Raw genomic sequence first — 25,686 nt, forward strand, 5'->3', positions numbered from 1 at the left:
AATGGAGGAGAGTCGTTTACAGTAGGCGAAAGCACCAACATCACGTGGACGAGTGCGGGTATACCCGATACCGACCTGATCGAGATTCGCCTGAGTACCGATGGAGGCAGCACGTACAGCATTTTAGCAGACGGCACCTTTGGGACGTATGGGGGCACTTACAGCTGGACGGTACCAGACCAGGTGACAGCCACCGCACGCATAGAGGTTGCGAACACTACACAAAATGTAGCAGATGCGAGTGATGCCAATTTTAGTATCGTGAGTGGTACATCTTTGACCCTATCCGCTCCAAATGGAGGGGAGTCATTTACGGTAGGCGAAAGCACCAACATCACGTGGACGAGTGCGGGCATACCCGATACCGACCTGATCGAGATTCGCCTGAGTACCGATGGAGGCAGTACGTACAGCATTTTAGCAGACGGCACCTTTGGGACGTATAGCGGCACTTACAGCTGGACGGTACCAGACCAGGTGACAGCCACCGCACGCATAGAGGTTGCGAACACTACACAAAATGTAGCAGATGCGAGTGATGCCAATTTTAGTATCGTGAGTGGTACATCTTTGACCCTATCCGCTCCAAATGGAGGGGAGTCGTTTACAGTAGGCGAAAGCACCAACATCACGTGGACGAGTGCGGGTATACCCGATACCGACCTGATCGAGATTCGCTTGAGTACCGATGGGGGCACGACGTATAGCATATTGGCCGATGGTACCTTTGGGACGTATAGCGGCACTTACAGCTGGACGGTTCCAGACCAGGTGACTTCTACTGCTCGCATAGAGATAGCCAACACCACTCAGAATGTTGCCGATGCGAGTGATGCCAATTTTAGTATTGAGGCGGCTCCGGCAGTAAATGTCACATCACCTAATGGAGGGGAAGTATGGAACATAGGGGAGAGTTATCAAATTTCCTGGGAGACATCTGGCTTCTTGAGCTCGGATGTTCTGGAGATAGCGCTGAGTAGAGATGCGGGCATCAGCTATGAAGTCATTAGCACTGGGCCAAACAATATTTATGCTGGAAATCAAATGACCTGGGAAGCAGATGGAGCAGCCAGCACTGAAGCTTTGGTGAAGGTCACCAACACTACGCAAGGAATTGCGGATTCTTCAGCGAACGTATTTACCCTTCAGCAAGTAGAGCGCACTGTGACACTTACCAGCCCCACGGGTGGAGATCAATGGGAGGTTGGATCATCCCAGCAGATTGCATGGGAACGGCTAAATATCCCAGATTCGGATGGACTCAGCTTTCAGATTAGTTTCGATGGAGGGGCCAACTTTGAGTCCATAGGAAGTACCGTTACTTTTGGCAATTATCCGAACAACTCGGCCACTTATACGGTGCCTGACCAGGTGAGTAATGAAGTGCTACTTGCAGTGGTCAATACCACCAGAACGATTGGTGATACCTCAGCTCTTTTCTCAATAATTCCTGAACCAGATCGTACAGCAGCAGTATTTACTTCCGTGATACGCCCAACGATCATAGGAGAAGCATTTGACATGACAGTGGTGCTCAATGAGCCTGCAACAATTTCGTTAGTGGCGCTAAGTGCAGGATCAGCCCAACCCGAGGCAGCTGCCATTCGGGCTGCTGCAGATGGCTCTACTCCACTGGAAGGTCAGGTAGCCATTGCTCAATATGCATACGAGTCGGGAGAAATGGAACTGGCGGGATCAGGGGAGTTTATACGCCAGGCCAACTATGACTTTTACCTTACGGCCGAAGATACTGCAGGCAACCTTACTTCACGTGTTGGATATACCGGCATATTGGCGCAGTATACGCCATTGGAGCAAGATTCACTAGTAGTGAAAACCCTCTATGAGCAAATGGGCGGTGAAAACTGGACCGTAGCAGAAAACTGGATCAACCTACCGCTGGCCGAACGAGAAGAATTGACCGTTTCAGAAGAAAGAATCACGGAAATCCGATTGGCAGAAAAGGGGCTCGAAGGAGCACTGCCGGTTGATATCCTTACAATGGATGCGCTGAGCGTTTTGGACCTGAGCTCCAATGAAGTTTCTGAGCTACCTACCCTCACCGGTCTTCCGTTGACCACATTGGCGGTAGGAGAAAATAACTTGGATTTCGGTGACCTGGAAAAGAATGCCGCTCTTTTTGGTGAACCGTCCGAATACAGCCCCCAAGCTGCGATCGTAGCATCGGATAGTATTGCACTAAAAATAGGCGCATCGTACATATTTACGTTGCCAGTAGGTGGTGAAAATACCTCTTATACCTGGTATGTGGATTCGTTGAAAACCCATGAAAAGGTGTCAGAAGTAATCGAAGGTCAATCTAATGAGACTTTGATGGTCACCGATCTAAACTATGACCGGATGGGCATCTATCGCGGTGAGGCAACTAACGCTGCATTGCCAGGGCTTACACTCGTGCACGACCCCATTCAGCTTTGGGCTACAGCCAATCTGACATTTACTATCACCGCTGATGATGCTCCCCTTCTCGATGGAGCGGCCTTTGCCCTTCGCAATCGCGGCCCCGGCAGGGCATATGACAGTATCCCAAAAACGAGCGCAGGATTGAGTGATCCTGATGGTTTGCCGGTGGTTAATGGAAAAGTGGTTTTCAAAGACCTGTTGCTAGGCGAATACCTGATCGCTGTGCGGGGAGATAAGGAAAAATACCTTCCTACCTACTATGAGAATACCTACTTGTGGGAGGAGGCCAGTCTGTTACTTTTTACAGAGGATGCGGCAGAAAGCATGGAGATGTTTGTGATTCCTCCGCCATTGACACCAGATGATGGGTCGGGTACGGTGGCTGGAACCATAGAGTCGGATTTTGGAGATGAAACGGGTACAAACGATGGACGAATTGCTGCCAGAAGAAAAGTGAAACGTGCCGGATGTTCCATGCGAAGGTTTGTACGACGAGGACGCTCAGACCAGGAGGATGGCGAATATGAGTTGATTGCGTATGTAGAATCTGATGACGAGGGCCGCTTTAAGTTCGACTTTATACCGCCAGGAAAGTATCGCTTCAACATCGAATATCCGGGTATTCCGATGGATCCAAATTCCTTTGTAGAGTTTGAAATAGGTGAGGCCGGCTCACCAAATAATAGCATCGAACTACAGGCTACCGTCACTGAAGATGGCATCAAAGTAGATCGAATCAATGCGTTGGCTATTCGGTCCGGACGATCTATGGAGGTAATCCTGTATCCCAACCCGGCCGATGAGCACCTGACACTCAATGGAGAACAGCTGGTGGGGATGTCCACGGTAGAGTTGTTTGACCTCTCTGGCATTCGCCTTAAAAGCGTAACCATGGATCTGAGTGTCCCACAAACACTCAATATTGAAGGTTTTGCCGAAGGGCTCTATTTTATTCAGATAACAAACGCAGGCTTTTTGCAGCCTGCCAGGTACAAACTGATGATTAGAAAGCGTTAGGTGTAGCGGTGATTCATGGCCCTGCCTCTCCCCAAGGAGGTAGGGCCTCACCAATTACAGAGTGATCACGAGCTGCCACCGAAATGCCCAACGCCATTTCAGTTCGTAGTTTTGAATTTCGGCTTCATGCAAAATAGCTTTTAGCTCATGCTTTTTAAACCCACGGGCTACGCTCAGGGCAGCATCGTTTCGTACCATGTAGGACTTAGAAAAAAACCGGGTAAGTAGCCGGATGGAATGGTAAGCCAAAAGGTGTCGGTGCAGATCATTGACTACTATGGCCACTCGTGCCTGATGACTAAATGAGCGGAAAAGCTGGACGAGCTCTCCATGAGTAAAATGATGTAAAAACAGGCAGCAGTGGATGATGTCAAAATGCTGCTGCTGGAAGTCTTCACTAAAAATATTGTGACACTGCACCTCGATTTCTGGCCATGATTTTGTGTGGCCCTGGGCATAATTCACAATATGTGGATTGGCATCAATTCCGGTAAACTTCACCTTGCGGTATTGTTTCCTTGCGATTTTGGCCATTTCTATCAGGATGTCAGCACCTCCGCATCCCAGGTCTGCCACAGATTGGATTTCGTTGCCTTTCAGCAATTTCTTAAAAGCAGAAAGGCTGATCGCATTGCCTCCAAGTGTTCGGTTGATGTAGTCGAGCTCTCGCAAAGTTTGATCAATGACTTGCCCTGATAGGTTCAGGTCGTCCATGATTTCTTCTTCCGAGGCGCGATACTTCAGGTTCATGGGTGTACAATTTTTAGGAGCATGCTTTCCATGGTTAGGCCGGGGCCAAAGGCAAAACTCAGTACATGCTGGCCTGCGTGTTGCCGGTCCAGTTGTTGCATGATCCGATGTAGCACAAACAAAACAGTGGGTGACGACATGTTGCCATAGTTTTTGAGGATGTCGTAGGCAGGTGAATTGGCGGCTTTGTCTATCCCCAACTCTTCTTCGATCACTTCGAGTATGCGCTTACCACCAGGGTGTATAGCGAAGTGATCTATATCAGCAATGGATTTTTGGAGTGTAGAGAGCAGTTTGCCCGTCAATTCACCGATTCCTTTTTTGATTACCTCTGGTACTTCGTGTGTGAGTTTCATTTGAAATCCAAAATCACTGATGTGCCAGGCCATCATGTCTTTGCCTTCGGGTGCCAGGTCAGCGTAAAAGCTATCCAGCTGAAAGGATAGGCCACGACCTGGTCGACCTTCTACGAGTACAGCGGCAGCTCCATCGCCAAAAAGCGCTCCAGATAGCAGGCTATCTTCATCCGTTTCTTTGAGGAGGTGAATGCTACACAGTTCTACGGCTACTATCAGGATTTTGCTGTCTGGTTGGTTTTGAGCGATCTCATTGGCCACTTTCAATGCATTGAACGCCGCATAGCAACCCATAAAATTGACCGAAGTGCGCTGCACATTGGTATGCATCCCTAAGCGCTCAACGAGCTCTATGTCTATGCCGGGTGCATACATTCCCGTACAGCTCACTGTAATCAAATGGGTAATGGATGTGGGAGTTGTAGCTCGCAGGCATGATGAAGCAGCTTTTTCACATAACTTTATGGCCTCTCGCTGATAGAGCTGCATCCGATCGCTTACCTTTGGAAAAGGCTCCAGGTCATGATTTTTCGGGAAAAAAGTAAAATCTTCTGGGGGTCTGTCGAAATCAACAAGAACCGAATGTCTATACTGAATGCCGCTGGCTCGGTAGAGCAATTCTATGCGTTTTCGGTCATCTTCGCTGGTAGCCAGATGGCGGATCATAAATTCACGAATCGCTTGCTGACTGATGCGGTGATCCGGTACTGCCGTATGTATAGAGGTAATGTATGAAGGCATAGCGTCGTTAGTAAGTAATTATAACCAGTTTTAGTCAAGAGGTTTTACCAAAGCCATGAAAAAGTCGACATTCTTACATTTGAGATTTCCCTTTTCGTTTTTCCTGCTTCCGGTTTTTTTATTTGCGGCTGCTGTGGCAGTGCCTTTTAGCTGGAGCCAATTCGTCTGGTTGTTCGTCATCCTTCATCTTTTACTCTACCCGGCTAGCAATGGTTACAATAGTTATTTTGATAAAGATGAAGGCAGTATTGGTGGCTTGAAGAACCCCCCAAAAGTAAGTCCAGAGCTTTTTTATGTGTCATGGATTATGGACTTGCTGGCCATTGCTATTGGCTGGCTGGTGTTTTCCTGGCAGCTGGCGTTGATGCTTTTGATCTATGGAATGATGAGCAAGGCGTACAGCCACCCAATGGTTCGGCTCAAAAAACGTCCAGTCTTGGGATGGATAGTGGCTGGGGTATTTCAGGGTTATTTTACACTGATGATGTCAGTAATGGCCTTGCAAGGCTCAGGATTTTCAGTTTTTGAAGATGTTTCTACGCATTTGGCAGGTGGATTAAGCACGCTCCTGCTTTTTGGGTCTTACCCAATGACACAGATCTATCAGCATGCCGAAGACAAAAGCCGGGGAGATATTACGCTGAGTCTAAAGTTGGGTATTCGTGGCACGTTTGTGTTTACAGCTGCTTTCTTTACGCTTTCTGTAGCGCTTTTTTATGCCTATCTCAGCACCTGTTTTGTAGCATATAGTGGCTTTGTTTTTGTAGCGGCCCTGTTGCCAGTGCTCATTTATTTTACAACTTGGTTTGCCAAAGTCCTGAAAGACGCCCAAAAGGCAGACTATACCCATACCATGCGGCTAAACCTGATTAGTAGTTGCTGCCTCAATGCCTTCTTTCTGTGGTTGATTTTTAGCTGAAGGGCTCACCATGGGTTTGGCGAATGAGAGCTCGCGTGAGTGGCTTGATCGTTTTGCCTAGCACTACGGCCAGTTCGGAGGGAAAGGGTTTGCCAAAAAGGCCATTTTGGATAGTTCTACCAATTTTAAGCCTGAGTCCAAAGTGTGCTTTCCATTGTTGCTCATAGCTCCTGAGTATGTCTTCCAGCAAAAGCTTGTTTTCGCTCCGGTGATTCAGAATAGTCTCTGTCAGTAGTTTAGCAGCATGAATTCCCATGGCCATACCATTGCCACAAAGTGGCGTAATCATTCCCGAAGCATCACCAGCGAAAAGAAAATTACCCTCAACCGGCGATTTGATCGAAAACGAAATTTCATTAATCACTTGAGGATTGTCTAGCAAAAATTCGCTGTTTTCAAATAACTCTCGGAGCATTGGGTTTTGGTACAGCACATTTTTTTCCATCTCAGGAATATCACCGTATTTGCGAAGAAGCTTGCGCTCGGCCAGGTAGCAGATGTTATAGCGTTCGCCTTCTATTTTACTTATACCACAATATCCACCAGTAAAATTATGTAGCGCTATGGTATTGGCCGGAAAGTCCGTTTTTACATGATATTTGATGCCCACATAGGGAGACCTGTTGGCCAAAAATGGGCGCTGGAGGTGTTGGTCCAGGATCGATCTTTTGCCATGGGCCAGGATTACCAACGATGCATGATGGGTGCCGTGGTGTGCGGATTCTACTTCAAACAGTCTCTCATCTTGTAGAAAGCGAACTCCGCGCACTTTGCAGTTTTCGTGTAGCTGCACTCCTGATTTTCTAGCTTCACCTGCCAGCCAGGCATCGTATGCATACCGGCTTATGCCAAACCCTCCAAGATCTAATGGATGACTAAAAGATCGGCCGGAGGCCGACGAGATGGTAAGCTGATCGATAGAGCTTGGTGCCAGGTGGCTGGGAAACAGGTCATGATTTTCTAGAAAGGGGATCACTTCGTTGGAAATGTACTCACCACATACCCGATGAAACGGGTAGCTGTTTTTTTCATATAGCGTGACACGAAGACCGGCCCTGGCAAGCAATATACTACTTACCAGCCCAGAGAGTCCTCCTCCGACAACTATGACGTCTTTCATTGGCACCAGATTCTGATGCTATATTAGATCATTCTTCGGAGCCTAAAGACTTTCTTTTCTTTTTTTCCTTCTCGCCAGATGACAATCCTTACTTTGAAGCCATCTTTTTTGCGCAGCAGGTCGGTGATTTCGCCCATGGTAGCATTGCGCAGGTTGAGTCCATTTACTTTTAACACCACATCACCGGGGAGGATGCCTGCATCTGCCGCAGGTGTTTCGTCCTGTATCCTGCGGACTACCAGAGAGTCCAGTTTTTTGCCTACAGCTCCGAGTGTGATTCCGCTCATGTCAAAGTCAAATTCATCATGGAAGCGGTTGCTGCGTTTGAGGTAGAGCTTTTGGTTTGGGTAGTCAAATGTGACATTGAAGCGTGTGAGCAGGTCACCGCCTATGGTGCCGTGGCGGGAGCCTCGTTTGATGGCTTTGATGTAGGCACCATCTATGGGAATGCTCGATAGCACTTCATCGAATTCATAGCCCCCAATACTGCATTCGCTCATGCGACCCAAAAAACCGGGGATTTCTCCCCCAAGTCCTTGACCTAGTCGTGAGGTGAGCAATTTTTCAGGAAATGCGATATCGTTCATATTGCGCACATCCAAAAGAAGGGCATGGCTTGCTCCTGTGTCCACCATAAGTTTTACACTGTCCGTCCGGTCTTTCTGACTGACGGTCATCTGCACGAAAGGCTTGGTGTTGGTCACTTCCAGTGGAATTTCCTGTGCGGATCTTTTGGGCTTGTAGTGCTCCGGACGATAAAAGCGAATCACTTTGTCGTCATAGTCCACATTCACCACAAAGCGATTGAACAGGTCATAGCCGAGGATTCCGTAGATTTCTTCACCCAGGTTTTTGTTGAGCTCCAGGTAATCATGTTTGAGTACCAGCATGTTGATGCTGCGGCCTTGTATCCCCCCGGGTAAGGCCAGGTGAAGTCCTGTGGCCACATATGCCTGCAAAGAGTCTTGCACACCTGGGGCTTGTATGGTGATGTCTCGTACATACTGGAGGCCCAGGATATCTCCAAATAGCTTTTCGGTAAGGATCGCCGACTCTGCGCCAGTGTCGAGTATAAACTTTAACGTCAGGAAATTATTAATGGTAACAGGGACTACAATCAGGTTGCTGTATTCCTCAAAAGGTACCTCTACCATCTTGCGGTCTGGAGGCAGTACAAATCCTATGGAACCCTGGGCATGAGCTGTATAAGAAAGAGCCAGACTGAGTACTGTACCCCAACATATCAACCAATACCAACGAAACTTCTTCAGCATATATTCCAAACAATATAAAAGCAAGAGCCCCTATACTGAGCCATGAAAAAATCATCACAGGGCTTCTAGCTGAAGATACAGGATTTTGCGGAGTTCGATAAGCTTAATCGAAGAGTTTGGTAATATCTTCTTTGCTTAGGCTCTTCACAAAGCTTTCCTCAATCGTGATCAGGTTTTTAGCGAGCTTGAGCTTGGATTCCTGCAGCTTCAATATCTTCTCTTCCACAGTGTCTCTGGCGATAAACTTGTAAGTAAAGACAGTGTTTTTCTGTCCGATTCGGTGCGCCCGATCTACGGCCTGCGCTTCGATGGCCGGGTTCCACCATGGGTCCAGTAAGAACACATAATCTGCTTCGGTGAGGTTGAGTCCTACGCCTCCCGCTTTTAGTGAGATGAGAAACACTCGGACTTTATCATCATTTTGAAACTTCTCCACTTCTGCCTGGCGGTCTTTTACCGAACCATCCAGGTAAGAGTAAGTAATGTTTTCGTCTTTTAGATACTTCTCTACAATCTTCAGGTGCTTTACAAACTGGCTAAAGATCAGTATTTTATGGTCTTTGCCTAGTGCTTTAGAGATCATGTGGCAGACATCTTCAAACTTACCTGAGTCACCATCATAGTTTTCTTCCACCATGGCTGGGTGGTTGGCTATTTGGCGCAATCGGGTCAATCCCTGCAAGAGCATCATTTGAGATTTTTGTATGCCTTCGGTTTCGATCAGGTCCAGGATTTTGCCGCGGTAGTTTTCTTTTTCTCGATCGTAGTACGCACGCTGGCTTTCAGAGAGATCCGAAAAATGAATGTTTTCCACTTTTTCAGGTAGGTCTTTGGCCACCTGAGTCTTTTCTCTTCGGAGGATAAAAGGCTTTATGAGCGCATTGAGTCTGCGAGTTTTGGCCTCATCTTTTTTCTTTTCGATAGGTATCTGATACTCCTGTTTGAAAAATTTGGAGGTACCTAGCAACCCTGGATTTACAAAAGACATTTGTGACCACAGGTCCATGGTACTATTTTCTATAGGTGTACCTGTAAGGATGAGCTTACGGCGAGACTTCAAGGCGCGTACAGCTTTGGAGATGATCGAGTCAGGGTTTTTGATGGCCTGCGATTCATCCAGAATGATGTAGTTGAAATAAAACTGATTCAGAATCTCAGTGTCTATCCGTGTGATGCCATAGCTGGTAATCACCAGGTCGTATTGAGCAAATTGCTCGTGATCTTTGTTTCGATTGGTGCCGGTATAGTTCAGTATTTTTAGGTCTGGGGTAAACTTGCCAGCTTCCATTTCCCAGTTGTAGATCAGGGAGGTGGGCATCACCAGCAAACTGGTGGAGCCATTGTCTTTTTCTTTTTCTGCCTGTAGCAGGCTCAGGGTTTGTACCGTCTTACCCAGACCCATGTCATCTGCCAGGCATCCGCCAAAACCGTATTCATTTAAAAACTCCAACCAGTTGTATCCTGCCTGCTGATAAGGCCTCAGTGTGCCGTTAAATTTATCAGGAAAAGGAGCATCTTCTATTTCATCAAAATCCATCAGTTTTTCGAGCTTACGCGTCATTTCTACGCGGGCGTTGTTGCTGTCTTTCAGGTCTTTGACTAGCGATACGTGGATTTTGTTAAGCTTCAGTTTGTCATCGTCCTCATTGGCAAAGGCAAATAGATCACCGTACTCTGTGGCCCACCGATCTGGTATTACAGCATACTCTCCATTGGGGAGCTTAAACTCCCTGGTTTTGTTGAGCATGTGTTTACGAATCGTGGTAAAAGGGATCTGGTAATCACCAAACTGGATGACGGCTTTGATGTCAAACCAGTCGATGCTTTCCATGATTTCCAGGTCGATCTTGGTAGGTCCTACAAAATACTTTTTCTCACCACTGTCCTGCTGATTGATGATAAAGCCTTGTTCGCGGAGCGTATCCAGGTTGTCGTTTAGCCACGACAGTGCGTTGGTCTTATTGAGCGTAGACCTGGAGCTTTTCAGCTGGAGCCCTGTATTAGACAGGGTCTCTATGAAATTTTTCTCCTGCACAGAGTTCCTGCGGATGCGATGAAACACATAGTCGTCTTCGTGCCGTTCCACAGAGACACTTACATTTTTCAGTTTGTCGGCTTTGTAGGAGTAGGTTCCATATTTGAAGCTCAGCTCAAACAGAATTTTTGACATGTCTGCGCTTCCGTTTCCATTCGTGTTGTTGGTGTCTCCAAACAGTGAACCAGTGGTCTGACCAGCGCTGGCCAGCTCCGAAAAGGTCAACACGGGCTTTGGTTCGTGACTTTCAGACTTGATCTCAAACCCTTTGGCATACACGTCGAACGACGCTATAAGAGGTGCTACAAATTTTTTGTAGTAGGTCTCCTCTACATTCTTAGGAATGAGAATAAATTTCTTATTGAAAAAAGGCTTGAGCTTTTTGCCATTGACTTCTTGCTCAAAGGTAAAAAGCGTGTCATCCACCACCATCCATGCAGGATCTTTGCAGAGGAGGTAAGAGTCATTTTGGTAAAAGTGCACCTTTTCGTCCTTCAGCTTGATGGTAGGGAAATAGTGCGTATTCTCTTCGTTTCTTCGGAAATGAAACAGCACGGATGCCTTTTCTTCAGAAATGGTTATTTGCTTCCAGGTAGGCTCTCCATCCTTGCCCATTTCAAAGAGCATTTTGCCATGGATAAGGGAAAGTATCTTACTTCTGCGGCGCTCCAGATAGCGGTCTATTTCTTCCTGTAGGAGTTTATCACCGGTTTTTTTGTCAAATACTTTAAGGAAGAATTCATTAGGCTTCATTTTCTTTTTCTGAAAATGATTGAATACCGCCTTCTGTTGCATCTGGTCCATCTGCTTGATGAGTTCGTAATCTCGTTCGTCCAGGCCCTTATCAAACTCCTGAGCGTTTTTGGATGAGATGTTTTGATGCATATAGGTGAGGTTGCCTTTGTCGTTGACCTTCACCACGAAGGACTCGAAAAGGTACCCCAGGTATTCATGCTCAAAGAGCGAATAGACGATTTGAAATGGCTGATCAGCTGATACTTTCATAACTTTCGAAACCGGACAAATTTCGAAGCTAATAAAAATACGGGTAAAATTCCCAAAGCAGACGTGAAGAGATTGCTATCTTTTATCAACTTGCTAATCCGGTAGCTGTAAGAATCCTACTGGAGTTCTTTCACCTGAATGTTTCTAGAAGCATTGATAGCGGGCTGTATGGCCGTGATGATGGTGATCACGATCAGGCACAAAACGGTAAACAACACATCCATCCACTCCACTTTCACAGGATAAGCGTCCATGATGGCTGTTTGCATGCCCATGGTTACCAGCCCAAACTCCTGCTGAAGGAAGCTTACACCGAGCCCGAGTAGCAATCCGGTAAATGCTCCGGTAAATGCCACGATACATCCTTCTAATAGAAAGATGTTGCGAATGAGTCCGCGGGTGGCTCCCTGAGCTGTGAGAATGGCTACATCTTTTTGCTTATCGATGGCCAGCATATTGAGGCTAAAAAAGATGTTGATAGAGGCGATGGCAATGATGATGGAAAAGGTGAGAAACACAAAAAACTTTTCCCAGCCAAGGACACGATAGAGGTCTCCGTGGATTTCAGCATTGGAGAGCACTTTGAACTCCGGGCCCAGTAAGTTCTGTAAGTCTGCTTTAAGTGATTGTAGGTGGATACCGTCCTGGAGTTGTAGTTCTAGAGAGCTCCTTCTGTTGTATTTGCCAAAAAGTTCTTCGGCGAACGCTATGGGTACATACACGAAGTTTTCATCATAGGACTTCTCCACGGCAAAGACCCCTCCTGGAAGGATGTTTTTGATCCTGTACATTTTTTCGGGGTTGAGCATGCCAGGCTTCACTTCCCCGGGAAAATACATCTGGATGGTGTAAAAATCGTTTTTGGGATTGATGCTAAGGTCATATTGTACACCGCGCCCCACAATCGCGTAAGGCACATTGTCTTCCATGAGTTTCAGGTCGCCAAATACCAGGTAGTTTTCCAGGCGGCCTTCTGCTATGAAAGAGTTGCTCATGCCTCGTACGGTAGCTACGCGCTGTGCCCCGTTGTATCGCAGCAGGGCATTGTCTTCCAGTACTTCGGTGAGGCTGGCGATGCCTTCTTTGTTTTCCAGAACCGTGCGCAACGAGTCCGAAAACTCGAAAGATTTGCCCTCAGATGGTTGTACCACCAGATTGGCATCTACGGAGCCATAGAGATTTCTAAGCAGGTCTTCGAGTCCATTGAAAACCGACAGGACAATGATAAGTGCCATGGTGCCTATGGCTACCACAAGCATAGAGATGATTGAGATTACATTGATGAAACTCTTCTTCTTCTTCGATAAGAAGTAACGCTTCGCAATGAAATAGGCAAGGTTCACTCGTCTTCGTCGTTTTCTTCTGCAGGTGGAATGTCAAGGCTATCAATGAGCCGGTCCATGTGGGAGGCACGCTCCTCTGTATCATCATGGAAAAACGCCAGCTCAGGGATGATGCGTACCTGCTTTCCTATTTTGTTACCCAAAAGCTTTCGAACCTCGCTTTTTCGATCGTCCAGTCGATAAAAAACTTCTTCTGCGTCTTTTATAGGAAACACACTCAGATAAGTTTTCGCAAAACTCAGATCTGGAGACATTTCTACTCCAGTGACAGTCACCAGGCTATTGCCAAAAAAGTGTCTGGGGTCTTTTTGAAAGATCTCACTTAAGTCTTTTTGGATTTGCTTACCAAACTTGATTTGTCGTTTACTCTGTGTCATTGTTGCAAATATCGTGAATTAGCTATTAGCGGGCTACTCCCTTTTCGCTTTCTTTCAATCCAACGAACCAATCAGCAATTGGATACACTATTTGCCCTCATCACAATAGGACTGCAATGGCGTGAATAATATTTGTTAATTTCGAACCGAACTTTAAGCGTTTTCCAGATACTTTGCTACAGTTTTTTCGCATAAACGATCCCTATCGGCTCATTTTCGTTTTCCTCATTTTAGTGAGTGTCCGCGTTATTTGGGTGGCTGTTGGTCTTCCGCTTTCTCTGCCTGAGCTCAAGTGGCTACTGGTAGGGCAGCGTCTGGGTGATGGTTTTACCATGTATCAGGAGCTTTTCGATAGTACAGGCCCACTGGCTGTAATGGTCTATAAGTGGCTGGATATCCTGTTTGGCCAAAACAGGTGGCCGCATATTTTGCTCAGCACACTGGTTATTATCCTTCAGGCAGGGATCTTTAATAGCACCCTCCTGCGCAACAAAGCCTATGATGAAAACCACTACGTTGCGGCATTTTTGTACGTTGTGGTCATGTCTTCTACGGGGGATTTTCTGGCACTTTCACCTCAGCTGATGGCGCTTACGTTTGTTTTGCTGTCGCTCAACCAGATTTTTAGAAGAATAGATAATGTAGTAACCGACGAACTTTTTCTGATTTCCGGTCTCTACCTGGGCACAGCTTCGTTGTTTTATTTGCCCGCGTCGGTGTTCTTTTTTGTGTTTTTGCTAAGTTTCGTGTTTTTCTCTTCGGCAGTTCTTCGTCGCTTGTTGTTGCTGATCTATGGAGCACTGATTCCCGTGGTTTTGGTCTGGTGCTATTTCTTTTGGTTCAATGCAGCGGATGACTTCCTTTTCGACTTTTTTGTAGCCGGCCTCATTAAGCCTAAAGTTTTTTATATCAACTATGTGTTATTGCTAAAAGTAGGTGGACTACTCGTAGCTGCGGCTTTGTTGGGGGTTTCTGTATTCGTTACGCAGCGATTCACCAATTTTCAGCAGAAGATGCAGCAGGTGATGATATTGTTTTTCCTTGGAGGAATTATGGTGACCGCTATCACTCGGGAGGTGTCTACTGCCGACCTTGTGTTTCTGGTGCCTTCAGTTACCTTTTTTTTGGTGTATTACCTGCTTGGGCTTCAAAAGCGTATATGGAAGGCCCTTATGCCGTATTTGATCGTGGTGGCTTTATTGGCTTATCCTTTTTGGTGGTTGCATCACCCTGAGCTAGAAGATCTGCGAGTGGATGAGGAGTTGCCTCATGAGGAAAGTAGCCGCATTATGGGAATAGGGTTAGACCTGAGGCAGTACTATGGCCAGGAGCTGGCAGGCCCCTTTTTAGACCCATTTATTGGCAAACAAAAACTCTCCGGTCTTGACTACTATGATGAGGCGTCTGAGCTCTACAAGGCGCTGGACCATTCGCACCCCGAAGTGATCGTGGACGAGTGGGGTGTGATGGACCGCATTTTCTATCGATTTCCTACATTGGCCAAGCGGTATCGCCCAGTGGGTGAAGGACAATACGTACAGGTTAGCAACTGATCTTGTCTACTCGGCGTTGGTGGCGCCCACCTTCAAACGCTGTAGCTACGAAGGTTTTTACCATAGACTCAGCCAAAGCAGGTGCCGTCCAGCGGGCTGCCAGGCAGATCACGTTGGAGTTGTTATGCTGACGGGTGGCTTCTGCCAGGTCTGTGTCCCAGCACAGTGCCGCTCTGATTTTTTGATGCTTGTTGGCCGTGATGGTCACTCCCTGTCCGGAGCCACAGATTAGAACTCCGAACTCATAGTCTCCACTTTCTATAGCTTCACATAGCGGATGTACAAAGTCTGGGTAGTCCGCAGAATCAGTGCTGTATGGCCCGAAATCTTTCACTTCGTGGCCTTCAGCTTCCAGCATTTTTACAATTTGTTCTTTGAGGTGGAATCCAGCGTGATCGCCACCTACGGCTATTTTTTTACTCATCAGTTTTTACAATTTCTGTGGTTTCTCGCGCAGCCCTGTTGATCACCCTTCGGGAGATTAGAATACTCACCTGATACAGTCCCAATAGAGGTATGGCTATAAGTATCTGACTAAATGGATCCGGAGGTGTCAACATCGCTCCTAATATCAGGATCACTACAATAGCATGACGTCTATAGGTTTTCAAAAGTTCCGGAGTGATGAGTCCTGCTTTGGTAAGGAAAAACACCACTATGGGCAACTGAAACAAGATGCCACAGGCAAGCACCAGTGTGATCACCGTAGAGACATACGAGATGATATCAAACTCGTTGAGGATCGTTGGGTCTAGCTGGTAGTTGGATAAAAAGTTGATAGAAATGGGCGTGACGATGAAGTAGCCGAACATAACACCCATAATGAAAAGCAAGCTCACGTAAAACGTAGCTCCACGTGCTGCTTTGCGTTCACGAGGGTAAAGTCCCGGTTTGATAAATCGCCAGACTTCCCAAAAAGCATATGGGAATGCACAGATAATACCGATCACGAAAGATGAAGTGACGTGCATGGAAAACTGCCCGGTCATTTTTCGGCTCTGAATTATGAACGGAAGCTTTTCGATGCATAGTGCTGGAGATTTGAGCATTTCTGAAAGCTTACAGAGCATATCGTAAGTCCAGAAATCCACACGGCTGGGGCCAAGAATGATGGTATGAAATACCAAAGTCTTCGCTACAAAAGCCCCAACTGCAAAAATCATAATAGCAATCAATGACCTAATCAGATGCCACCGGAGCTCTTCCAGGTGGTCCAAAAAGGTCATTTCTACTTCATCCTCTATCTGATCGAGTGGCATTCAGTTTATGAGTAAAGCGGGAAATTAGTCATCCAGCTGTTGATCGCTTTTTTCACTTCGGCCAGCTTGGCTTCATCCTCATGGTTAGACAGCACTTCATCGATAAAGTCTACAATTTTTACCATGTCTGCCTCTTTGGTGCCTCGAGTAGTGATGGCTGCTGTACCTACACGCATTCCTGATGTTACAAATGGAGACTTATCATCGAAAGGCACCATGTTTTTATTTACAGTGATGTCTGCTTTGATCAGTGAGTTTTCGGCATCTTTTCCTGTGAGCCCTTTAGACCTGAGGTCGATGAGCATGAGGTGGTTATCAGTACCACCAGAGATCAGGTCGTATCCTTTCTGTATGAAAGCTTCCGCCATGGCTTTGGCATTTTTCTGTACCTGCATGATGTAGGTCATGTACTCGTCAGAAAGCGCCTCACCAAATGCTACCGCCTTAGCCGCGATGATATGCTCAAGCGGCCCACCTTGTGTTCCTGGGAATACGCCAGAGTCCAGAATGGAGCTCATCTTACGCACTGTACCTTTGGCGGTAGTGATGCCAAAAGGGTTTTCGATATCGTCTCTTACCAAAATCAGTCCTCCACGAGGGCCTCTTAAGGTTTTGTGGGTGGTGGTGGTCACGATGTGGCAGTAGTCCAGTGGGTCGTTGAGCAAGCCACGTGCGATGAGCCCTGAAGGGTGCGAGATGTCCGCAAGCAATACTGCCCCTACTTCATCAGCGATAGCTCTAAAGCGCTCATAGTCCCAATCGCGCGAGTATGCCGAAGCACCACAGATGATTAGCTTAGGATTTACCTCTTTGGCTTTTGCCTCTACCTTATCCATGTCGATAAGGCCAGTTTCTTTTTCTACCCCGTAAAAGTTAGGCTGGTAATATTTTCCTGAAAGGTTTACAGGAGATCCGTGCGAAAGGTGCCCTCCATGCGAAAGGTCAAACCCAAGAATAGGATCGCCAGGTTGCAGACATGCAAGAAAGACTGCCGCATTGGCTTGTGCACCAGAGTGAGGCTGTACGTTGGCCCAGGTAGCTCCAAAGAGTTCTTTGGCACGGTCTATTGCCAGCTGCTCTACCTCATCCACTACTTCACAGCCACCATAGTAGCGCTTGCCTGGCAGACCTTCGGCATATTTGTTTGTCAGCACACTGCCGGCGGCCTCCATCACCTGCGGAGAGGCAAAGTTTTCAGAGGCTATCAGCTCGATACCTTCGATTTGTCTTTTTTTCTCCTGCTCGATGAGCGCAAATAGTTTCTCGTCTCTTTTCATTGTGTGTAGTGTTTGCTTTTGGCGGTCACGAACCGAATCGGGGTTCCACTGGCTGCACAGACCTAACTTTTGGTTATTCTTATTGATGAACTATGATCAGGAAAACCAGGGTTCATGTTTGCCTAATCAGGCGGCAAAATTAGTGGATGCCCCCCACATTACCAATCGCAATTTTATGGATGCCCTGTTGCTCAGAGCGCAAGATCAGGAAGGGGACGGAAACCCAGGGTGGATAGAAATGCCCGTCGATCTGTGATCAGAGAAATGCCCTTCTGAATAGTTTACCCTCCACGCAAGCCCAGCTTGTATTTAGCGAACTACCTTTGGTTTTATGCTAGCCATCAAACCATATTTTCATCGGAGTTTTTGCCTGTGAGCCGTATTTCTTCGCAATTCTTAGCGGGTTGACTTAATTTAGCTTTCAACTTTAAGTAGAAGAGAATGCTAGACCAACTGAGAAAGCAAATAGATGCGGTAGATGATGAGCTTATAAAGCTGCTAAACCAACGTATGGAATACGTGAAGCAGGTAGGCGAGCTTAAAAGAAATGACAATTCGGCTATATATCGCCCTGAGCGTGAAAAGGCCATAGTGGACCGGCTAGAGGCAAATAGCAACGGCATCCTCAATCGTGCGGCTATAGAGGCTATCTTTTTTGAGATCTTTGCGGTCAGCCGAAACTACGAGCTGCCGGAGCGCATTGCTTATTTGGGGCCTGAGGGAAGTTTTACCCATCAGGCAGCCGAAAGCCGATATGGAGCCATGAGTGATTACATCCCATTGGATTCTATTTCCTCGGTTTTTGAAGCAGTGAAAACTTCGCGTGCACGATTTGGCGTGGTGCCCATCGAAAACAACCAGGAAGGTACCGTACAAGAAACGATCGATTTTCTAGCGCTTCACAAGCTTACCATTGCAGCAGAAATCGTGCTGCCCATTCATTTTGCTTTTGCGTCTAAAGAGGATGATCTGGAAAAAGTCACTACGGTTTACTCCAGAGATATCGCCTTTCGACAGTGTAAAAACTTTCTCAATGACTACTTTAAGCATCCTGTAAAACTAGTACCGGTAAGCTCTACGAGCCGAGCATGTAAAATAGCCCGTGAAGAAGAGGGTGCAGCAGCCATCTGTGCGCCTATTGCTGCGCGCCAGTATGAGTTGCCTATTCTTTACAACAACATACAAGACTCTGCAGACAATCAGACACGGTTTTTGATCATCAGCCAAAACTTTGTCAACCAGATGAGTGATCAGGACAAGACGTCTGTGATAGCCAACCTACCGGATGAGCCCGGGTCACTTGTAAGGTTTTTGCAGCAGTTTCAAAATGCAGGAATCAACCTCTGCAAGGTAGAAAGCCGCCCTGCAAAAGAGGGAACGACCTTTAAGTATGTTTTCTTTGTGGAATTCGAGGGTCACTTCAACGATCCGAAGATCCAGAATACCATCAAGCCATACAAAGACAACATCACCTGGCTCGGCAGCTACGTGCAGTTGTGCTAATCCAATTTTTCTGACCCAAAAAGATCATCCCTTTGGCTAAAACCAAAACGACATACTATTGCCAAAACTGCGGTGCTAATTCGCCTAAATGGATTGGAAAGTGTCCGTCATGCAATGAATGGAATACCTACGTGGAGGAGGTGGTCACCAAATCCTCCGGCCAGTCAGAAAAGGAAGTTTGGCAGGAGGAGTCTACTGTACGCAATAAGCCAAAGAAAATTCAGGAGTTGGAGTTTGATGAGCAGCGGCGCTTGCGCACAGGCAATGCCGAGCTGGACCGCACCCTTGGAGGAGGTATCGTGCCCGGTTCTCTCGTGCTGATAGGCGGTGAGCCCGGTATTGGCAAATCCACTTTGCTGTTACAAATGGCCATTCGCATGCCGCAGGTAAAAACGCTCTATGCCTCAGGTGAGGAGAGCCTGGACCAGATTCGCATGCGGGCGGAGCGTATAGGCATCACCGCCGAAAATTGCTTTTTGCTGGCAGAAACATCGCTGGCCAACATCATGACTCAGGCAGCGCAGCTCAAACCGGATCTGCTAATCATTGATTCCATTCAGACATTGCATACCGAAGCAATAGAGGCGTCTGTAGGTTCCATCTCTCAGGTACGCGAGTGCACTGGCAAGCTGATGAAATATGCCAAGCAGACCAATGTTCCAGTGTTTTTGATAGGTCATGTAAATAAAGATGGAGCCATTGCAGGCCCAAAAGTACTGGAGCACATGGTGGATACGGTGCTGCAGTTTGAAGGCGACAGACATTTGTCTTATCGCATCCTCCGGACTTCCAAAAACCGGTTTGGTTCTACCTCTGAGCTGGGTATCTATGAAATGCGAGAGGCTGGCTTGCGCGAAGTGACCAATCCTTCCGAAGTACTTATTTCACCACGCGAAGGATTTCTCAGTGGTGTAGGCATAGGTGCTACCCTGGAGGGCAACAGGCCACTGCTGATAGAGGTGCAGTCTCTGGTGAGCACGGCTACTTATGGCACACCTCAGCGAAGCACCACGGGATTTGATGTGAAACGCCTCAACATGCTGCTGGCTGTGCTGGAAAAACGCCTCGGTGTACGGCTGAGCACACAAGACATTTTCCTAAACCTGGCTGGAGGCCTCAAAGTAGTGGACCCTGCGTTGGATTTATCCATATGTGCATCGATCTATTCTTCATTTGATGACGTCCCTATCCCTAGCTCTATTTGCTTTTCTGCAGAAGTAGGCCTTGGAGGGGAAATCAGAGCGGTAAATCGTATTGAATCGCGAATCACCGAAGCAGCGAAGCTTGGGTTTGCCCAAATCTATGTGTCTAAGCACAACGTCAAAGGCCTTGACTTAAGTAAGTTTGATATCGAGGTGAAGGCTTACAGCCGTTTGGCTGAAGCCTTCGAAGAGCTTTTCAACTAAATAAGTTACTTGTCTTGAGGAGGTGAAGGCATTCTAAACTCGTTGCCTTCTTTAGGGATTGGGTCGCTCTTGCGCAGAAAATCTTTGCGCTTTCTCCGTCCCTGTTTGGTAATGATGGTGTAAATGCCCTCTTTGCCTTTTACTCGCACTTTATTACCTAAGAAACTCTGCGAAGATGATCTGGAGCGGTCTCTTTTTCGTTTATTGGCACCTACGGCAAAGGAAGATTCCATTTCTTCTACCTTTTTACCTATTTGGATGTTTAGCCCGATGCGAAAGTCAAACGATTTGAACTTGGTAGCATCAAAGTTTACGAGCTGATCAGCAGCCAGGTATAGCTGAGTAGGACCACCATTCACAGCTATAGCCGCACCCAGATTCAAAAACTGTTGGGGGAGTTTAGTGACATTTACACTGCCAATAAACGCCTTGCCAATTTTATGTCTGTAACCTGCGCCAAACATAAATTTCATTTGTCCGCGCACATACCGTGTACCCGCGGTGGCTACCAGGTCTCCTGCTGTAGGCGTATGATAGGCCCAGCTCACATAGGCTTTAGGATTTAGAAATGTAGTGTATGGATCCTGATTTTTCTCCCGTCGGTTCTTGAGTTTGTTGATCAGCGTGTCTTTGATGGTTTGCTCCAGGTTTTCAGGATCTTTGAGGTCCAGGCCTCCATATACCATGGAGGTATCTCGTAAATGGTGGTTTTTTACACCTTCTTTCCAGGAGATCATTCCCAGGTCCACGATGGATGCCGAGATGGTGTAGTATCGATTCATGTTCCAGTTCATGCCCAGGTCCAGTGCCCCACCCACATTGGAATTGGCAATGGCGTAGGCCGGGTTTTCCTGTACCGCATCAAAACCCGCCGTGTTTAGCGTAGCATTTTGTAGCTCTAGTTGCAGAGAGTAGTCTATGTCATCTGTGCGGAATGTGGCATTGGCATCACGCGAAGTACTGGCATTGGCAATCCCCTGAATGTACTTGAGCCGAGCAGCTAAGGTCATGTCTAGCCGTGGGATCGTAGCGCCTGCACTGATGCCCAATTCTCTAAAATAGGTGGCCGAAACCTTCGTTTTGCTCAAGTCTATCGTCTCGTTGAGTACACTGCCATTGCCTTCTATCACCATCTGCATCATTTTTTTCTTATATAGAAAATCTGCTTCGATGCGGTCATTGGCAAAAAACGAAAATGTAAGTCCTGAGGGCGTCCTGAAGCCTACGTGTAGCAGTGATATCGTAGATGATACATGCGTCATGTTGTTTTGTTGAAGGCTACCCAGAAATGAATTTAGACTTATTTGCGACTCTGATTCTGACTTTACGACTACATCACTATAGTCAAATTTATTGTTGAAGTTGAGGTGGACGCCTGAGATCACGGGTAGGCCCAGAAAAAACTTGCCTTCAGGCATTAGTGCTGGGTTGAGGTTGGTATTTTGAAAGGTAGCATTGCCCAGGTGGTGAAACGAAAGGCTGGTTTGGGCGCTCCCTGCAGTGGATATCAGCAGCACCAAACACCCCATCAGGAGTTTGAATGTGATTTTTTTACTGTTCATGGTCGGTGACAGGTCATATTATCATTCGAAATACCTACAGGTCTATGGCCAGTTTTCCTACTACGGCTACTTTAACATTGAGTGCATAGTCTGCGAGTATTTTCACAAAGAAATCATTCGTTCCAGCGCCTTTAGGCGTATTCATGATCAATGCAAGTTTCATTTTTTTGCCATTGCCCAAAGCCTCAATTCCTTGTTTTGAGACGGGGATATCGGTGGTGAGCTGGCGTACTCGATCGAGGCCTCCGCTTTGGTCTAGAAAAGGTGCCTGCAATACCTGGGCTTCTTGGGCAGTATATAGCGTGCTATCATTTTCATCCACGATGCTCAGTAGCACATCAGCTGAGAGTGGCAGCTCATTTTCTGAGACGATTCGAATGGTTACCGAGTCTGCTTCGTCAAATTTGAGCCCAGACCCCAGGTCAAAACTTACATTCTGTACAGCATCGTCTAGTGCCAGCTCCATGGGTAGTGTGATTTCTATGAAGGTAGTGATCCTGCTGCTATCCATCACAAAGTTGCTGACACTGCCGTCCTCGGGGTTAGCAATGGCACGCAGGTCAAATCCAAGCGACTGTGGTGATCCAGCGAGAAAATCCTGAAGCGACGAATTGTTACGGTCTAGCAATATGGTAGATGTGGCGTCTACACCAGGAGCAACAGACCCTGCAATAAGCTGGGGCCTTTCAGCGACATCTCCTGTTAGGAAAGTGGTGTCATAGCCTCTGGAGGTGCTGTCTACTCCATACATGCGGTTAAACAGTACGCCTAGTGGTAAACCAAATGTATTGTCAAAATTGAACTTGATACGTGGGTTGCCAAATTTTAGTCCTTTATCACCCAGGTCTTTAAAAAACCCAATGTCTAACTCTTCGTCTCCTACGTCAAGTGTATCCTGGCCAAACTTTCCATACAAGAGGTTAAAAGACTGGTCTGCATAGGTTATGGTCATGGAAATACTCTCTCCCGGTGACGTACTGGCACCTGGTGACAAAAAGATCGTAAAACGGGCAGCTACCTGAAAGGTGTTTGTTCCGTTTTCGAAGAGTAAATCTGTTTTGTGCCCTGCTAGTGTCTGACTTTGCGACTCACTACCAAATGAGCTCAGGTTGCCTGTAAAATTCACCGGATCTCCACTACTGACCAGGCGAGTATTGGAGATGTCCAGGCTGTAGGCCAATTCGCTACTCACATTGGAGTTAATATTGAGTAGCAGGTTTCCCTCGTTGTAAAAGATCGAGTCCAGATCTTCATTTTCACTTGCCGGGTACACGAAGGTAAATACCGTGTCGATGACTTCTTGTCTACTATCCAGGCTCGCAGGTATGGCGGGGATATCGATACTTGCAGAGTTGGAGACGTCATTGATGGAAATAATATCACCGGCCGCACTAAACGTAGCAGTATCAAAGTAAGATATTTGAAGCAAGGAGGCACTGTCTTCTTGTAGGCCCAGCTGTTCGTCTCCAAGTTCGTCCAGGAGCTCGCGCATAGTGTAGGTGACCTCACCTATTGGTACAGCCACACGTGAGTTGAGTGTAGGGCCTTTGAGGTTGTCTATGTCCAGGTCGCCGATGTTGCAACCCAATAGTGTAATCAGAAATAGGGCGGATAGTGACTTTTTCACGGTTTAAAGATCGATAAATTCACTTAAAGCAAAATCTTTTTTTTGTGTTTTTCGAGGAATCCTGCGATCCCCTGAAGGCCGCCGGTATGAACAAGCATGATTTTCGAACCAGCTTTAAAGTAACCTTTGGCGATTAAATCCCAAACGGCAAAAAACATTTTTCCCGTATATATTGGTTCTAATTGTAGACCAGTTTCCTGTTTTGTTCGATTAATAAATGAAATAAGGGCCGCGGAAGTCTTGGCATAACCCCCAAAATGGTAATTATCAAAAATTCTATAAGACTGATTTTCAATACCGTATGTAGCGAGAATATCCCGAACTTGCTGGTGAATGAAGTCTCCTTTTAGCGATGAAAAGCCCAGCAAGGTGGTATGCGGGGATACTCCTGAAAGAATGCCAGCGAAGGTGCCAGCTGTCCCTATTGGGCACGCGATATAGTCAAATGTCTCATCGAGTTCTGTGAGCATTTCTTTGCAGCCTGCCAGGGCTAGTGCGTTAGTGCCTCCTTCTGGTACCCGATAGTAATTTGCCAACTGAGCGGGAAGGCTTTCGCCATCTCTGTATTGTCTAAACAAGGATCTGTTGACAAATTCGAGCTGCATGCCTTTTTGATGAGCGAAACGCAAAGTAGGATTACTATTGCTATTTAGCTCCTCGCCTCTAATGATGCCTATGCAGGGGATGTTTTGCTCGTGACAGGCAGCTGCTGTGGCTGCTATGTGATTGGAGTATGCACCCCCAAATGTGACCAGGCCGCTGTAGTCATGGTGGTGATAGTGCTGCAAGTTGTATTTGAGCTTGCGCCACTTATTGCCCATGATCTCAGGGTGTATGAGGTCTTCTCTTTTCACCCAGACCTCTACGCCTTTCTGGTTAAAAAGTGGAACGGAGATATGATCTAGTGGAGACGGTAGACCAGCCATAGCTCGAAGTTAGGTAAATTTGCGGCCATGAGTGATCAACAGGAAGAATTACAGGACGATGAGTTGTTTGAGCATCATCACATAGTGGTAGACCCCAAGCAGCAGTTGTTGCGAATAGATAAGTTTTTGATGGACCGTCTTCCCAATGTAACACGCAATAAAATACAGGCGGGCATTAAGGAAGGCTTTGTAAAAGTAAACGGCGATCAGGTGAAGCCTAATTATAAGGTGCACCCGGGAGATGATATTCATATCTACCTCACAGAACCTCCCCGTGAAGATGAAGTAGTGCCGGAGGATATACCGCTAAACATAGTCTATGAAGACCCGGATCTGCTAGTGGTAAATAAACCAGCAGGTATGGTGGTACACCCGGCATATCAAAACTGGTCGGGTACGCTTGTCAATGGCCTGGCGTATCATTTTCAAAATCTTCCTGAAATGGAAGGAAATGAAGGGAGACCAGGACTGGTACACCGTATAGATAAGGATACTTCTGGCCTGTTGGTCATCGCCAAGTCAGAAGCCGCTATGAACGGTCTGGCCAAGCAGTTTTTTGATCACAGCATAGAGCGTACTTATTACGCCCTGGTATGGGGGGCACCGGAGCCGCCTAGCGGTACTATAGATGTGCATGTGGGACGTAGCCTGAAAGACCGACGTATTACCGCAGCATTTCCTGAAGGTGATTTTGGCAAGCATGCCATCACGCACTATGAAACACTCGAGGACATGCACTACGTGAGTTTGGTCAAATGCCAGCTAGAAACAGGCCGCACCCACCAGATACGAGCTCACATGAAGTACCTCGGCCATCCCTTGTTTAGCGATGCTACTTATGGTGGTGATCAAATCCGCAAAGGGACGGTATTTACTAAATACAAACAATTCGTTCAAAACTGCTTCAAGCTGATGCCACGTCAGGCGCTGCATGCCAAAACCCTCGGGTTTATTCATCCTGTCACGGGTAAGTCAATGAAGTTTGATTCCGAATTGCCAGAAGATTTTTCCTCGGTACTGGAAAAATGGCGCGGGTACGTAACACACCATCGCCCTGAAGAAGAAGAGTGACGTCTTTATACTTTTTTGTTAAAATTCGGTTATTTACAATCTCACGAGTAAATAGAATTATTCGAAAGCTGGTATTGAATTATTTGTATTTATAGTATTGCATTGTTGGAAATACTCCATTAAAAAGCATTCATTGTTGTG

At 46.8% G+C, this 25,686-nt stretch carries 20 protein-coding genes; 7 read left to right on the forward strand and 13 right to left on the reverse strand.

Annotated elements, in window-relative coordinates; genetic code table 11:
- Positions 1 to 3,441, forward strand: a 3,441-nt coding sequence (locus tag C7460_RS07080) for a T9SS type A sorting domain-containing protein (protein WP_115867400.1), incomplete at its 5' end; no start/stop codon positions are given.
- 54 nt (positions 3,442 to 3,495) lie between these two features.
- Here the strand turns inward: C7460_RS07080 and C7460_RS07085 are convergent.
- Both C7460_RS07085 and C7460_RS07090 read right to left on the reverse strand, forming a co-directional pair.
- Positions 3,496 to 4,191 carry a methyltransferase domain-containing protein gene (locus tag C7460_RS07085; RefSeq protein ID WP_245986227.1) on the reverse strand — a complete coding sequence of 232 codons (696 nt, stop codon included), beginning with the start codon at positions 4,189 to 4,191 and terminating at the stop codon, positions 3,496 to 3,498.
- On the reverse strand, positions 4,188 to 5,288 hold the full coding sequence (locus tag C7460_RS07090) for a type III polyketide synthase (protein WP_115867401.1): 1,101 nt from the start codon (positions 5,286 to 5,288) through the stop codon (positions 4,188 to 4,190). The genes C7460_RS07085 and C7460_RS07090 overlap by 4 nt, the downstream gene beginning before the upstream one ends.
- 55 nt (positions 5,289 to 5,343) lie before the next feature.
- On the opposite strand from C7460_RS07090, the gene C7460_RS07095 reads away from it, so the two are divergent.
- A complete protein-coding gene (locus C7460_RS07095; protein WP_115867402.1) occupies positions 5,344 to 6,207 on the forward strand; it encodes a UbiA family prenyltransferase in 864 nt (287 codons plus the stop codon).
- Here the strand turns inward: C7460_RS07095 and C7460_RS07100 are convergent.
- From C7460_RS07100 to rbfA, 5 genes are all read right to left on the reverse strand, one after another.
- Complete coding sequence (locus tag C7460_RS07100) at positions 6,200 to 7,327, reverse strand: NAD(P)/FAD-dependent oxidoreductase (protein ID WP_115867403.1); 1,128 nt, start codon at positions 7,325 to 7,327, stop codon at positions 6,200 to 6,202. The genes C7460_RS07095 and C7460_RS07100 overlap by 8 nt on opposite strands.
- A gap of 23 nt (positions 7,328 to 7,350) precedes the next feature.
- The gene (locus C7460_RS07105) at positions 7,351 to 8,601 is read right to left on the reverse strand and encodes an aspartyl protease family protein (protein ID WP_115867404.1); all 1,251 of its coding nucleotides are present in this window, start codon (positions 8,599 to 8,601) and stop codon (positions 7,351 to 7,353) included.
- A 103-nt stretch (positions 8,602 to 8,704) separates the two neighbouring features.
- Positions 8,705 to 11,641 carry a DEAD/DEAH box helicase gene (locus C7460_RS07110; RefSeq protein WP_115867405.1) on the reverse strand — a complete coding sequence of 979 codons (2,937 nt, stop codon included), beginning with the start codon at positions 11,639 to 11,641 and terminating at the stop codon, positions 8,705 to 8,707.
- Positions 11,642 to 11,757: 116 nt separating this feature from the next.
- Entirely contained in the window at positions 11,758 to 12,984 is a 1,227-nt protein-coding gene (locus C7460_RS07115) for an ABC transporter permease (protein WP_115867406.1), read from the reverse strand.
- Positions 12,981 to 13,361: a 30S ribosome-binding factor RbfA gene (rbfA, locus tag C7460_RS07120; RefSeq protein ID WP_115867407.1), complete on the reverse strand. Its 381-nt coding sequence runs from the start codon at positions 13,359 to 13,361 to the stop codon at positions 12,981 to 12,983. The genes C7460_RS07115 and rbfA overlap by 4 nt, the downstream gene beginning before the upstream one ends.
- Before the next feature lie 173 nt (positions 13,362 to 13,534).
- On the opposite strand from rbfA, the gene C7460_RS07125 reads away from it, so the two are divergent.
- Entirely contained in the window at positions 13,535 to 14,914 is a 1,380-nt protein-coding gene (locus C7460_RS07125; RefSeq protein ID WP_115867408.1) for a DUF6427 family protein, read from the forward strand.
- On the opposite strand, the gene rpiB is transcribed toward C7460_RS07125, so the two are convergent.
- The 3 genes from rpiB to glyA are packed head-to-tail and all read right to left on the reverse strand — an operon-like array spanning position 14,904 to position 17,450.
- On the reverse strand, positions 14,904 to 15,338 hold the full coding sequence (gene rpiB / locus C7460_RS07130) for a ribose 5-phosphate isomerase B (protein WP_115867409.1): 435 nt from the start codon (positions 15,336 to 15,338) through the stop codon (positions 14,904 to 14,906). The two genes, C7460_RS07125 and rpiB, sit on opposite strands and share 11 nt — an antisense overlap.
- Complete coding sequence (gene tatC / locus C7460_RS07135) at positions 15,331 to 16,173, reverse strand: twin-arginine translocase subunit TatC (protein ID WP_115867410.1); 843 nt, start codon at positions 16,171 to 16,173, stop codon at positions 15,331 to 15,333. The genes rpiB and tatC overlap by 8 nt, the downstream gene beginning before the upstream one ends.
- A 5-nt stretch (positions 16,174 to 16,178) precedes the next feature.
- On the reverse strand, positions 16,179 to 17,450 hold the full coding sequence (glyA, locus tag C7460_RS07140; protein ID WP_115867411.1) for a serine hydroxymethyltransferase: 1,272 nt from the start codon (positions 17,448 to 17,450) through the stop codon (positions 16,179 to 16,181).
- A gap of 85 nt (positions 17,451 to 17,535) precedes the next feature.
- Here glyA and C7460_RS23670 point away from each other — a divergent pair, with 85 nt between their 5' ends.
- The 3 genes from C7460_RS23670 to radA all read left to right on the forward strand — a co-directional run bounded on the left by C7460_RS23670 (position 17,536) and on the right by radA (position 20,359).
- The gene (locus C7460_RS23670; protein WP_170147920.1) at positions 17,536 to 17,706 is read left to right on the forward strand and encodes a hypothetical protein; all 171 of its coding nucleotides are present in this window, start codon (positions 17,536 to 17,538) and stop codon (positions 17,704 to 17,706) included.
- Positions 17,707 to 17,891: 185 nt separating this feature from the next.
- Positions 17,892 to 18,953 (forward strand): prephenate dehydratase, encoded by a 1,062-nt coding sequence (gene pheA, locus C7460_RS07145; RefSeq protein WP_115867412.1) that lies wholly within the window; start codon positions 17,892 to 17,894, stop codon positions 18,951 to 18,953.
- Positions 18,954 to 18,985: 32 nt separating this feature from the next.
- Positions 18,986 to 20,359, forward strand: a complete 1,374-nt coding sequence (gene radA, locus C7460_RS07150) for a DNA repair protein RadA (protein ID WP_115867413.1) — start codon at positions 18,986 to 18,988, stop codon at positions 20,357 to 20,359.
- Positions 20,360 to 20,364: 5 nt separating this feature from the next.
- Here radA and C7460_RS07155 read toward each other — a convergent pair whose 3' ends face one another.
- Genes C7460_RS07155 through C7460_RS07165 form a run of 3 tightly spaced genes read right to left on the reverse strand, consistent with a single transcriptional unit; the run spans position 20,365 to position 24,474 of the window.
- Entirely contained in the window at positions 20,365 to 21,921 is a 1,557-nt protein-coding gene (locus C7460_RS07155) for a DUF5723 family protein (RefSeq protein ID WP_115867414.1), read from the reverse strand.
- 34 nt (positions 21,922 to 21,955) lie between these two features.
- A complete protein-coding gene (locus C7460_RS07160; RefSeq protein ID WP_115867415.1) occupies positions 21,956 to 23,548 on the reverse strand; it encodes a hypothetical protein in 1,593 nt (530 codons plus the stop codon).
- Positions 23,549 to 23,571: 23 nt separating this feature from the next.
- Entirely contained in the window at positions 23,572 to 24,474 is a 903-nt protein-coding gene (locus C7460_RS07165; protein WP_115867416.1) for a 1-aminocyclopropane-1-carboxylate deaminase/D-cysteine desulfhydrase, read from the reverse strand.
- 27 nt (positions 24,475 to 24,501) lie between these two features.
- Here C7460_RS07165 and C7460_RS07170 point away from each other — a divergent pair, with 27 nt between their 5' ends.
- On the forward strand, positions 24,502 to 25,545 hold the full coding sequence (locus C7460_RS07170) for an RluA family pseudouridine synthase (protein ID WP_115867417.1): 1,044 nt from the start codon (positions 24,502 to 24,504) through the stop codon (positions 25,543 to 25,545).
- Positions 25,546 to 25,686: the final 141 nt, after the last annotated feature.

The sequence above is a fragment of the Marinoscillum furvescens DSM 4134 genome, from assembly GCF_003386095.1.
Taxonomy (GTDB): Bacteria; Bacteroidota; Bacteroidia; order Cytophagales; family Cyclobacteriaceae; genus Marinoscillum; species Marinoscillum furvescens.